We start from the raw sequence: 12,356 nt of genomic DNA on the forward strand, positions 1-12,356 counted from the left end.
GCGGCACCCCTCAAACCGAATTCGAAAGGATTCACCCCATGTCTGAAATTCAGATTGGCCTCTCTAAGAACGCCCGCCCCACCTACTCCCTGGACGATGTGGCGCTCATCCCCACCCGCCGTACCCGCGACCGCCGCGATGTCGATACCTCCTGGCAGATTGACGCCTTCAAGTTCGACACCCCCATCATTGGTGCGCCCATGGACTCGGTCATGTCCCCGGCGACCGCTATTGCCCTGGGCAAGCTGGGTGGCCTGGGCGTGCTGAACCTTGAGGGCCTGTGGACCCGCTACGAGGACCCGCAGCCGCTGCTCGACGAGATTGTTGAGCTGCCCGAGGCGGACCCCGCCTCCGCAACCACCCGCATGCAGCAGATTTACTCCGAGCCGATCAAGCCGGAACTGATTACTGCACGCCTGGAAGAGATTCGTGACTCCGGCGTGGTTGTTGCCGGCTCCCTGAGCCCGCAGAACACCCAGGAGCACTACGAGACCGTGGTGAAGGCTGGCGTTGAGCTGTTCGTCATCCGCGGCGCATCCGTCTCCGCTGAGCACATTTCGACCTCGCACGAGCCGCTGAACCTGAAGAAGTTCATCTACGAGCTCGACGTTCCGGTCATTGTTGGTGGCGTGGCTGGCTACTCGCAGGCTAAGCACCTGATGCGTACCGGCGCAGCCGGTGTGCTGGTGGGCTTCGGTGGCGGTTCTGCACAGACCACCCGCCAGGGCCTGGGTATTTCTGCACCGATGGCAACCGCTATCGCCGACGTGGCAGCGGCACGTTCCGACTACCTGGACGAGTCCGGCGGCCGCTACGTACACGTGATTGCTGACGGCTCCCTGGGTCGCTCCGGCGACATGGTGAAGGCGCTCGCACTGGGCGCTGACGCTGTCATGCTGGGTGCTCCGCTGGCTCGCGCCTCCGAGGCTCCCGGCCAGGGCTGGTACTGGGGCAACGAGGCGCACTCGCTGGACTTCCCGCGCGGCGTGCGCACCCCGCTGGGTGTTGTCGGCTCCCTGGAGGAGGTCCTGTACGGCCCTTCGCATCACGTGAACGGCACCAGCAACATTGTCGGTGCGCTCAAGCGCGCAATGGCTAACTGCGGTTACCTGGACCTGAAGAAGTTCCAGAAGGCTGACCTGACCGTGGTTCCCGCGTACCGCGGCTAAGGTAGCTTCATGAATCACCGCTTGGCGGTTGGCAGGTTTGTGGTCTGCCGGTCGCCGGGCGGTGCTTTCTATACGCACGCTCTACTCCCGTTAGAGCATGTAGCGGCACCCCGGGATGGGGGAGCGGCTACGTACCGTCGGCGGCGTACAGCGATAGCGTAAAATAGATATATCCCCGCGCAAGTGCGCGGATTAGTACCAACACGTTGAGGTAATTTTCGTGACCAACTCTGTGAACCTGGACCAGCTCGAAGAGCGTCCCGTCCTGGTGGTAGATTACGGTGCACAGTACGCGCAGCTCATCGCTCGTCGCGTGCGTGAAGCCGGCATCTACTCCGAAATCGTCCCCCACTCCATGAGCACCGAGAAGATGCTCGCCAAGAACCCGGCAGCCATCGTGCTCTCCGGTGGCCCCTCCTCGGTCTACGCCGATGGCGCACCCAAGGGCGACAAGGCCCTCTTCGAAGCTGGCGTGCCGATCTTCGGTATCTGCTACGGCTTCCAGGTGATGGCCCAGACCCTCGGCGGCACCGTCGCCCAGACCGGTCTGCGCGAATACGGCGCAACCGACGCTGTGGTCTGCGCTGAGAACTCCTCCTTCCTCACCGGCACCCCCACCACCCAGAACGTGTGGATGTCTCACGGTGACTCCGTGACCGAAGCCCCCGAAGGCTTTGAGGTGCTGGCAAAGACCCCCGGCGCATCCGTGGCAGCATTCGTGGACGAGTCCCGTAAGCTCGGCGGCGTGCAGTGGCACCCCGAGGTGAAGCACTCCGACTACGGCCAGGTCGCCCTGGAGAACTTCCTCTACAATGTGGCAGGCCTGAAGCCCACCTGGTCCACCAACAACATTATTGAGGAGCAGGTCGCAAAGATCCGCGAGCAGGTCGGTAGCGACCGCGTCATCTGCGCGCTCTCCGGCGGCGTTGACTCCTCCGTGGCAGCTGCACTCGTGCACAAGGCTGTCGGAGACCAGCTCACCTGCTTCTTCATCGACCACGGTCTGCTCCGTGAAGGCGAGCGCGAACAGGTCGAGCAGGACTACGCAGCATCCATGGGCATTAAGGTCATCACCATTGACGAGTCGGAGCGTTTCCTCTCCGCACTCGAGGGTGTCACCGAGCCTGAGGCGAAGCGTAAGGCTATCGGCCGCGAGTTCATCCGCTCCTTCGAAGAGGCACAGCGTAAGCTGATCGCCGAAGCTGGCGAAGAGGGCGCAGACATCAAGTTCCTGGTTCAGGGCACCCTGTACCCGGACGTTGTCGAGTCCGGCGGCGGCGACGGCACCGCAAACATTAAGAGCCACCACAACGTTGGCGGCCTTCCCGACGACCTGACCTTCGAACTGGTTGAGCCGCTGCGCACCCTGTTCAAGGACGAGGTCCGCGCTATCGGTCGTGAGCTCGGCGTTCCCGAGAAGATCGTGGCACGTCAGCCCTTCCCCGGCCCCGGCCTGGGCATCCGCATTGTCGGCGAGGTTAACCGCGAGAACCTGGAGACCCTGCGTGCCGCTGACGCTATCGTGCGTGAAGAGCTGACCGCAGCTGGCCAGGACGAGCACATCTGGCAGTGCCCCGTGGTTCTGCTGGCTGGCGTTCGCTCCGTGGGCGTTCAGGGCGACGGCCGTACCTACGGTCACCCGATTGTTCTGCGCCCGGTCTCTTCGGAAGACGCAATGACCGCTGACTGGTCGCGCCTGCCGTACGACCTGCTGGCTAAGATCTCGAACCGTATTACCAACGAGGTCAAGGACGTTAACCGAGTGGTGCTGGACGTTACCTCCAAGCCCCCGGGAACCATTGAGTGGGAGTAATAATCCCTGTGGGAGTAATCCCTACTTTGGGCTGCGTAGCTTTGTAGCTGAGAGCCCGTGAAGAAGCCGCCCGGTGCATCCTGTTGTGGATGCGCCGGGCGGCTTCTTTGTGTGTATGTACGTTGCGGATACCGGGGAAGAACGAAATATAATGTGCTTATATATGCTTCGTCTGATATGCGCAGAGTACTAACCTAACGTCATAAGGAGGAGCTAAAGATGTCAAAAGCTGATAATGAGCACGCTCAAAAACAAGAGCTTGAATCCTTCGTCTATGAGTTTTTCGTCAGTTTTCTTACCCCTGCAGATGCCGCAAACTGTTCTGAAGAATTCCCAGTGGCGGAACGCTCTGCTTCGCAGCGCCCAACCCCAGACTTTTAACGTATAAGTAAGCCGCCCGGTGCATCCGTTTTGTGGATGCGCCGGGCGGCTTCTTGTATGAGACTATGTAGAAAATTCTGAGCGGATATTTTTTTGAATTTATAAAAAATCGTCTATTTATTTAAACTGCGAGTCTAAATAAAAACGCACTCCAAATAAATGCCCTAAAAAACTACACCAAGAAATAAACCTTTTTAGTGCGGGTGATGCGGGTGACGAATCGAATCACGCCAATGCGCGCTCGAGCCCAGGCCAAAATGCAGAGCAAAAAACGTGCCAAAACAGCAGAACCCAAATGCGCACGCCATGTACACGCCGTAGGTCAGCATCATAAACTCAGAATCGTGACTCACACCCGAGGCGACATTCAACGCCAACGAGACGCCCAGAATCACAAGCCATGCAGCGCTCGCGGCCGCAATCAGCCATGAGATAGCACTCAGCACCGGGTGCGGGACCCTAAACGTACGCTCAGGACCGCTCACAGGCGCTACGGTCGCGGCGGAAGCAACGGTAGCCTCAACCACCATGCTCGAAGTATTAGGGGCTGAGGGGGCCGCAGAAGAGCGCCACGGAATATGCACACCGGCGTGCTGCCCCTGTGCCTCCGCGGGGTTCTTTGCAGAGCGGTGGGGGACGCCTCCAGATTCGGGAGGAGAAGAAAGATACGGTTGCTGCATTGCGGGCTCCTGAGCGTTAACCCTCGCATGAGAAGAAACAACAGCGCGTCTAATGATGCGAGAAAATGAGTGTCGGCGATAGATTGAAAGAATACGGTGAGGACATATTCTTTCTATATTTCAAGACTAGAAGCGAACCGCATAAAAAACGAGGGTTTAGCGGAATATGATGCAATATGACGCGAAAAAACCGAAAACCACAGAGAAAAAATAGTCAACCTCAACCTGAAGGTTCAGGGTAGGGTTATTAGACACACCCCATCGCGGCGAAAAACAGCAGAGCTACAGCGAAAGGAACGAGCATGGGAATTATCCTCCCACTCATCTACCTAGGCATAGGTCTGGGGCTCGCGCTATTGCTACCCGAACGCTGGAGCACCCGCCTCAAAGAAGGCGCCTCAACCCTGCTGACCCGCTGGATTATCCCCGCCGTCATCATCTACACCGTCGCCACCAGCCGCCCCGAACTGTTCTTTGTCGCCGCCTCCACCATGGTATTGATGGTTCTCGGCGTGCTCTGCGCCGGGCGCATCACCGGCGACCCCGTGCAGAAGCTCGCCTTCGTCTACCTGAACGCGGGGCTCTTCGGCATCCCCGTGGTTGCCGGATTCTGGGGTGAAGAAGCCGTGCGCGTGTACATTGGCGCGTACATCGGCAACTCCATCATGGGCAATATCCTGGGCACCTCGCTACTACGCAGTGGATTCAAGACAGATGCCGAGGCAGGGGAGGGCAATGCACCGGATACACGAGCCACTAGGAGCCGTGGCGGAACCCTCCGCACGGTGCTGCGGGGTCTGCGTACCAGCCCGCCCGTTATCGCCGTGGCAGTGGGTCTGCTCTGCCTACCCGCCGGCCCCTTCCTGAGCCAGCACGGGGCGGGCTTCTACCGGGTACTGACCTGGGTTTTCAGCTTTATCGGAATGATCGTTCTGGGCATGTGGCTCGGTGCCGCCAAACTGCACCGCACCGATTTGACCCGAGCTACCGGATGGGCTCTCCTCCGCGCTGTACTCGTGAGCGTCTACAGCGTCGGCGTGCTCGCGTTCGCCCGCTGGGCACACGATACGGCGGGCGTGCACTTCGACCAGCTGCTGGCGCATCCGCAGGTGCTCTTCATCCTTGCGGTCCTGCCGCCAGCCGCCAACATCGTAATCCTCGAAACACACTACCGGCACGAAGGCACCGCAGCCCCCGTCATTGCCGCCGGGGCGGTCGTCAGCGTGGGAATGATTGCGCTCGCCGTGCCAATCCTGCAGCTCGTGTTCGCCAGATAATTAGAGCCAAGAAAGCACGCTGGGACAACCAAGAAGACAACAAGAAAGACAGCAAAAGGAGGGCGGGGCATAAGCCTCACCCTCCTTCTACTGTCTATTCACCTTATCGGCACGCGGTAGCACTCAACGAGCTACAGCGCTTAGCGTACGATGTGGTACACCTTCGCCTCGTAGGGGCGCAGGGTCGAACCCGCATCGTCCTTGTAGTTCGAGCTCACCAGCTCAACACGAGCGCCAGCCTCACGAGCCTCAGCAAGCACAGCGAAGTCACGCTCCTGCTCCTGGTCGGTGAAGTTCGAAATCACCAGCAGAGACTCATTCGCGGGGGAACCGTCCGCGCCACCGGTACGGGTGTACGCGTACACGGCCTCATCCTCGTTGTGCGGAACCTGCACCGAATCCACCGGAGCGAAGGACGCGTAAACCATCAGGTCCTTCAGCTCGCCGCGGCGCAGAGCCACCAGCTGCTGGTAGTGGTAGAAGATCGAATCCTCATCCGCCAGAACAGCCTCAGCGTTAATCGCCGGGTAGTTCGGGTTCACAGCAATCCACGGGGTCACGCCCTCGGGGCTGAAACCACCGTTAGCGGAAGCATCCCATTGAACCGGAGTACGAGCGTTGTCGCGACCCTTGATGTAGATAGCCTGCATTGCCTCTTCGTGGCTCAGACGCTTGTGGTCCACGTGCATGTCCTCGTAGAAGCGGATCGAGTCACCGTCGCGGTAATCCTCAATCGAATCAAACTTCACATTGGTCATGCCGATCTCTTCACCCTGGTAAATGTACGGGGTGCCCTGCATGAAGTGCAGAGTGGTCGCCAGCTGCTTAGCGGACAGGGTGCGGAACTCATCCGAATCGTTACCGAAACGGGAAACTACACGCGGCTGGTCGTGGTTGTTCCAGTACAGCGAACCCCAGGCATTACCCTCCAGGGTGGTCTGCCAGTCGTTCAGGATGCGCTTGAGCTCGGTCAGCTTGTACGGCGCGTAGGACCACTTACCGCCCAGGGAGCCGTTCGGGTCGTTATCCACGCCCATGTGATCGAAGTGGAAGATCATGTTCAGCTCACCGGTGTGGTATCCAGCCCACAGCTTAGCGTCCTCGGGGCTGGTTGCACTAGTTTCGCCCACGGTCATTACATCGTAGCGGCTGAAGGTCTCGCGGGTGAGCTCCTTCATCCACGGGTGCACCATGGTGCCGTTGGAGATAACGAACGGAATCGAGGAGGTGTGCTTCTCAAAGTCGGTGGAGGGGTCATCCGGGAAGCCCTCGGGCTTGGAGATGATGTTGATAGCGTCCAGGCGGAAGCCGTCAACGCCCTTGTCCAGCCACCAGCGAACCATGGAGTACAGGTCCTCGCGAACCTTCTCGTTCTCCCAGTTCAGGTCGGGCTGTTCCTTGAAGAAGATGTGCAGGTAGAACTGGCCGGTCGCCTCGTCCCACTCCCACGCCGGGCCACCGAACTCGGACGCCCAGTTGTTCGGAGGAATCGGGTTGCCGTCCTCGTCGAAGCCCTTCGGATCCTTCCAAATGTAGTAATCGCGGTAGGGGTTGTCCTTGGAGGAACGGGACTCCTTGAACCAGGGGTGCTGGTCGGAGGTGTGGTTTGCGACCAGGTCCATGAGGATCTTGATGCCATGCTTGTGAGCGGTCTCGAGCATCTCGTCGAAGTCTTCCATGGTGCCGAAGTCACTCATGATGGCGAAGTAGTCAGAGATGTCGTAGCCGTTATCCACGTTCGGCGAGTCGAACACGGGGGAGAGCCAAATGACGTTGATGCCCAACTTAGCCAGGTAGGGCAGCTTCTCAGTGATGCCCTTCAGGTCACCGATACCGTCGCCGTTAGCGTCGTTGAAGGAGCGGGGGTACACCTGGTACACCACGGCTTCCTTCCACCACTGGCGGCCTTCGTAGGAGGGAACCTCGTATGCCTCGGAGTTGCTCATAATTGCCTTTCTATACCGGCCATCCAGCCGAAAAGAGGAACAAATTTTGTCTGTGATTGAAGTATAGGGCGAAGAGGGACCGGAATGTCTGTATCTGGTCCCCCTTCTCACAGTATGAGTGGGGTACGGCTACTTGGCGTTACCGAAGAGGTACACCTTCGCCTCGTAGGGGCGCAGCAGGGTGCCCTCGTCGGTGAACTCGCGGTTCTCATCGCGATAGTTCGAGCTAATCAGCTTCGGGGTGTTCTCGATTGCCTTCAGCTCAGTCGGAGAGAGTGCCTGCGAGTTGGTCAGCACCACCGAATCCAGGTTGCCGCCCGCGTAGTTCAGCTGAACGGTGTCATCGGTGAAGTTCGCAACGACCAGCAGGGCGCGCTCGCCGGTTGCGGCGGCGTCCTCATCGGAGTTCACGCGCAGGTAGGCGTAAACCTGGTCATCCTCTTCATCCAGCAGGCGGTACTCGCCGGTCAGGACAATCGGGTGCTCGCGGCGCAGGCTAATCAGGTCACGGTAGTGGTAGAACACCGAATCCTGGTCAGCGAGCTCTGCCTCCGCGTTGATTTCGGTGTAGCGCGGGTTCAGCTTCAGCCACGGGGTGCCGGAGGTGAAGCCTGCGTTCTCGCCAGCGGTCCACTGCATGGGGGTGCGGGCGTTATCGCGGCCGGAGGCGCTGATGTAGCGAAGCATGTCCTCCGCGGAGACGCGGCCCGACTCTTCAACGTACTTGCGCCAGGAGTCGTGAATCTCCAGGTCGTTGTAGTCCTTCACATCGTCGAAGAAGACGTTGGTCATGCCCAGCTCTTCACCCTGGTAGATGTAGGGGGTGCCCTGCATCAGGTGCAGCACGGTGCCGAGCATCTTGGCGCTGACGGTGCGGTACTCGGGGGAGTCGTTACCGAAGCGGGAGACGGTGCGCGGCTGGTCGTGGTTGTTCCAGTACAGGGAGTTCCAGCCGCGGCCGTGCAGGCCTTCCTGCCAGTGGGTGAGGACCTTCTTGAGGTCAACCAGGTTGAAGCGGCGGTCGGACCACTTGCCGGTCACGCCACCTTCGGAGGCGTCTACGTCCATGTGCTCGAACTGGAACACCATCTGCAGCTCGTTGCGGTCGAAACCGGTGTAGAGTGCGGCGTCGTCCACGGTCACGCAGGGGGTTTCGCCCACGGTCATGACCGGGTACTTGCTCAAGACCTCGCGGTTCATCTCCTGCAGGAATTCGTGCACGCGCGGGCCGTTCGCTGCGACAGCCAGGGAGTTGTCGAGGCCGCCAGCGAGGACTGCCGGGTCCTCGGGGAAGGAGAGGTCCTTAGAAATTAGGTTGATGACGTCCATGCGGAAGCCGTCCACGCCCTTGTCCAGCCAGAAGCGCATGATGTCGTAGACCTCTTCGCGGACCTTCGGGTTCTCCCAGTTCAGGTCGGGCTGCTTGACGGAGAAGTAGTGCAGGTAGAACTGGCCGGTCGCCTCGTCCCATTCCCACACGGAGGGGCTGAAACAGGAAATCCAGTTGTTCGGCGGAATCGGCTTGCCATCCTCATCGAAGCCCTTGGGGCCGCGCCAGATGTAGTAGTCGCGGTAGGGGTTGTCCTTGGAGGAGCGTGCCTGCTTGAACCATTCGTGCTCGTCGGAGCTGTGGTTGACGACCAGGTCCATCATGAGCTTGATGCCGTGCTTGTGCGCGGTTTCGAGCAGCTCATCGAAGTCTTCCATGGTGCCGAACTCGGTCATGATGGCGCGGTAGTCGGAGATGTCGTAGCCGTTGTCATCGTTCGGGGAAGCGTAGATGGGGGAGAGCCACAGCACCTGAATACCGAGCTTGGCGAGGTACGGAATCTTCTCGGTAATGCCGGGCAGATCGCCGATGCCGTCGCCGTTGGAGTCGTTGAAGGAGCGGGGGTAAATCTGATAGACCACCGGTTCCTGCCACCACTGGGTCTGGGTCGTCATTGTTCTTCCTTCCCTTGGTATGGATGAGTGTTGTGTGGGGCCGCTCTGTGGGCGGCTAAAGTCTGATGCCCTTTTAGGACTGGGTGGTGAGGGGCGTCAGGAGGCTCTGGGGTGCCCAGCTGGAGGGGTCAATTTCCAGGAGTAGACCGCTGTGGTCGGAGATGGCTTCGGGGGAGTTGTCGCGGAAGACTACCGCGTGCGAGTTCACCGTGAGCAGTCGGTCAGCGAAGACAAAGTCGATGCGCTTGGCATCCGTGCTACCTTCCCAGCCGGCGATTTCGCGGTGGACGGTGTTCTCGCCGTCGGTGTGCTCCGCTAGGGATCGGGTATCCACCATGCCGCTGGAGGTGACCAGCGCGTAGCCTTCATTGCTCAGATGTGCTGCGGAGTTGAAGTCGCCGCCGAGCAGTACCGGTGCGGTGCGGGCGCACTCGGCAAGCTCCTGCGAGAGGTGTGCGTATTCCTGCGCGAAGAGGGGCTCGCCGTCGAAGTCCCACCAGGACATGTGGGTGGTAGCGCACCAGAAGGTGCCCGTCTCAGTTTCGATGAGCGTTGCCTGTGCTGCGCGGCGCTGCACCTGGTGGTAGCCGTAGCCGGGGGACATATTGATGGGCTTGATACCGCGAATCGGCAGGCGCGAGAGGATAGCTACGCATTCGTCGTAACGGTCCCAACCGATGTGGGTTTCGGTGAGGGTCCACTCGTAAGTGGCACCCATTTCGTTGAGCGCCTGCACGAGCAGCAGGGCGTAGTTGTCTTCGCGGACCGGAACGCCGGCGCCGCCGCGGTAGTTGAGGGGCTCCTTCACCACGGGGGTGGAGGTGAGCTGGTTGACTTCCTGCAACGCAATGACGTCCACCTGCTGTTCAATAATGAACTTGGCGAGGGTACGGATCTTGGCAATCTGGTGGATTTCGCACCAGCTGTGCGTATTGAGGGTGAGGAAGCGCATGTATTAAGTCCGGGGTATGTGTGAGGTTGAAGAATGATATGCGCACCGCGTATTGAGGTGGTGAGTGTTTATGCACTCTGACCTCTATGGGCGCACTGTTTATGCTATCGATTCTGTGCGCTAGGTAATAGGGAAAAAGTCTCATCTGCAGCAAGTATTTTTAACCAGTGCCGGGATATGTTTCAGGTTCTGAAAAACTCTTTCAAAACTCACAGTTTTGGTACCTGTGGGCAGGTATGACCTGGCATTATTGTTTCTGTCTAAAACACATTCGGCATTTAGCGCACGCAGGATATGTGGCACCCGTCTCATATACTTTCGTTTGAGGGTATAAAGATACGGCGTTGCCACCGCAGACCGGCAACGATCGCCGGCACCTGCGTCCGCTCACTCGACAACCCGAAAGGGCGTATAGCCTCATGATGGAAAAAGTACAGAGGTTCGGCTCTGCCATGCTGGCACCCGTTCTTCTCTTCGCATTCGCTGGCCTCGCGGTCGGTATTGCGATCATTGCACAGAACGGCGACCTGATTCCCCTCGCTGCTGACAAGGAAAGCGCGTGGAACCACTTCTGGTCCGTTTGGGAGTCCGGCGCATGGACCGTCTTCAACCAGATGGAACTGCTCTTCGTGATCGGTCTGCCCATTGCACTGGCAAAGACCGCTAACGCACGTGCAGTGATGGAAGCTGCAATGGTCTACCTGACCTTCAACTACTTCGTCGGCGCCATGCTCAAGGTATGGGGCAAGGGCGGCACCGGTTTCTTCGACCTGGACTACACCACCGACATCTCTAAGAGCGCGGCAGGTACCGGTCTGAAGATGATCGCCGGTATCAAGACCATGGACACCGGTATCTTCGGTGCAATCATCATCTCTGCAATCGTGGTGTGGGTACACAACCGCTGGTTCGACAAGAAGCTGCCCGACTTCCTCGGTATCTTCCAGGGTTCCCAGTACGTCTACGGCGTCTGCTTCTTCCTGATGATGCCCGTGGCATTCCTGTTCTCCTGGCTGTGGCCCTACGCTCAGCACGGCATCTCCTCCCTGCAGGGCTTCTTCATCGCATCCGGCGCACTCGGCGTGTGGGTTTACACCTTCCTCGAGCGCTTCCTGATTCCGACCGGTCTGCACCACTTTATCTACTCCCCGTTCGTCTTCGGTAATGTTGTTACCCCGAACGGTATTGCTAAGGACTGGCCGAGCCACCTGACCGAGTTTGCTAAGAGCGACAAGCCCCTGAAGGAACTGTTCCCCGGCGGCGGCTTCGCACTGCACGGTAACTCCAAGGTCTTTGCACCCATCGGTATCGCAGCGGCGTTCTACACCACTGCTCGTCCCGAGAAGCGCAAGGAAGTTCTCGCTCTGATGATCCCCGTCTGCCTCACCGCGATCCTGATCGGTATCACCGAGCCCCTCGAGTTCACCTTCCTGTTCCTGGCACCCCCGCTGTTCCTGGTTCACGCAATCCTGGCAGCAACCATGGCTGCAATCATGTACCAGCTGGGTCTGGTTGGTTACATGGGTGGCGGTCTGCTCGACTTCCTGTTCCAGAACTGGATCCCGCTGTGGGCAAACCACTCCGGCACCTACCTCATGCAGATCGGTGTGGGCCTGTGCTTCACCGTCCTGTACTTCCTGGTCTTCCGCTTCATGATCCTGAAGTTCGACTTCAAGACCCCCGGTCGTGAAGAAGACGGCGGCGAGACCAAGCTCTACAGCAAGGCAGAGTACAAGGCTGCTAAGGCTGCTGAGAAGGACGGCGGCGCAGCAGCTCCCGCAGCTGACGGCGACCTCTACGCACCCCGCGCAGCAGGCTTCCTCGAACTGCTTGGTGGCGCAGAGAACATCACCACCGTGAACAACTGCGCAACCCGCCTGCGTGTCTCCGTTGCTGATGAGTCCCTCGTCAGCACCTCGGATGCAGACTTCAAGAATGCAGGTGCTCTGGGCCTCGTCCGCAAGGGCAAGGCATTCCAGGTCATCGTCGGCATGGATGTTCCCCAGGTTCGCGAGCGTTTCGAGACCATGGTGAACGAAGCTAAGACCCTCTCCTAAGAGGAATCAGCTTTCAACCGTCTGACGGCATAACGCCTCATAAGGTATAGACTTCGCCGGCGGTATCGGATAACACCGATGCCGCCGGCGAAGCTGTATCCAGGCTCGCACCCGGACTCAAATCTGCACGAGGCACC

General features: G+C 59.3%; 9 protein-coding genes. 5 read left to right on the top strand and 4 right to left on the bottom strand.

The annotated features are described in order from the left end of the window. Nucleotides 1-38: 38 nt before the first annotated feature. From HMPREF2845_RS02540 to HMPREF2845_RS09295, 3 genes are all read left to right on the top strand, one after another. Nucleotides 39-1,169, top strand: coding sequence for a GuaB3 family IMP dehydrogenase-related protein (locus HMPREF2845_RS02540; protein WP_049356381.1), 1,131 nt, complete (start codon nt 39-41; stop codon nt 1,167-1,169). Nucleotides 1,170-1,389: 220 nt separating this feature from the next. Further along, nucleotides 1,390-2,982: a glutamine-hydrolyzing GMP synthase gene (gene guaA / locus HMPREF2845_RS02545; RefSeq protein ID WP_049331985.1), complete on the top strand. Its 1,593-nt coding sequence runs from the start codon at nt 1,390-1,392 to the stop codon at nt 2,980-2,982. Between the two features lie 219 nt (nt 2,983-3,201). Beyond that, nucleotides 3,202-3,363, top strand: a complete 162-nt coding sequence (locus HMPREF2845_RS09295; protein ID WP_168163710.1) for a hypothetical protein — start codon at nt 3,202-3,204, stop codon at nt 3,361-3,363. A gap of 194 nt (nt 3,364-3,557) precedes the next feature. On the opposite strand, the gene HMPREF2845_RS02550 is transcribed toward HMPREF2845_RS09295, so the two are convergent. Next, complete coding sequence (locus tag HMPREF2845_RS02550; protein WP_070633800.1) at nt 3,558-4,043, bottom strand: hypothetical protein; 486 nt, start codon at nt 4,041-4,043, stop codon at nt 3,558-3,560. Nucleotides 4,044-4,345: 302 nt separating this feature from the next. Here HMPREF2845_RS02550 and HMPREF2845_RS02555 point away from each other — a divergent pair, with 302 nt between their 5' ends. Next, entirely contained in the window at nt 4,346-5,320 is a 975-nt protein-coding gene (locus tag HMPREF2845_RS02555) for an AEC family transporter (RefSeq protein WP_070633801.1), read from the top strand. Nucleotides 5,321-5,460: 140 nt separating this feature from the next. On the opposite strand, the gene HMPREF2845_RS02560 is transcribed toward HMPREF2845_RS02555, so the two are convergent. From HMPREF2845_RS02560 to HMPREF2845_RS02570, 3 genes are all read right to left on the bottom strand, one after another. After that, entirely contained in the window at nt 5,461-7,266 is a 1,806-nt protein-coding gene (locus tag HMPREF2845_RS02560; RefSeq protein ID WP_070633802.1) for a glycoside hydrolase family 13 protein, read from the bottom strand. Between the two features lie 129 nt (nt 7,267-7,395). Continuing rightward, entirely contained in the window at nt 7,396-9,210 is a 1,815-nt protein-coding gene (locus HMPREF2845_RS02565) for an alpha-glucosidase (RefSeq protein ID WP_070633803.1), read from the bottom strand. A 73-nt stretch (nt 9,211-9,283) separates the two neighbouring features. After that, nucleotides 9,284-10,162 carry an endonuclease/exonuclease/phosphatase family protein gene (locus HMPREF2845_RS02570; protein ID WP_070633804.1) on the bottom strand — a complete coding sequence of 293 codons (879 nt, stop codon included), beginning with the start codon at nt 10,160-10,162 and terminating at the stop codon, nt 9,284-9,286. Nucleotides 10,163-10,581: 419 nt separating this feature from the next. Here HMPREF2845_RS02570 and HMPREF2845_RS02575 point away from each other — a divergent pair, with 419 nt between their 5' ends. After that, the gene (locus tag HMPREF2845_RS02575; RefSeq protein WP_070633805.1) at nt 10,582-12,219 is read left to right on the top strand and encodes an alpha-glucoside-specific PTS transporter subunit IIBC; all 1,638 of its coding nucleotides are present in this window, start codon (nt 10,582-10,584) and stop codon (nt 12,217-12,219) included. Nucleotides 12,220-12,356: the final 137 nt, after the last annotated feature.

Source organism: Rothia sp. HMSC065B04 (assembly GCF_001812285.1).
Classification (GTDB): Bacteria; Actinomycetota; Actinomycetes; order Actinomycetales; family Micrococcaceae; genus Rothia; species Rothia mucilaginosa.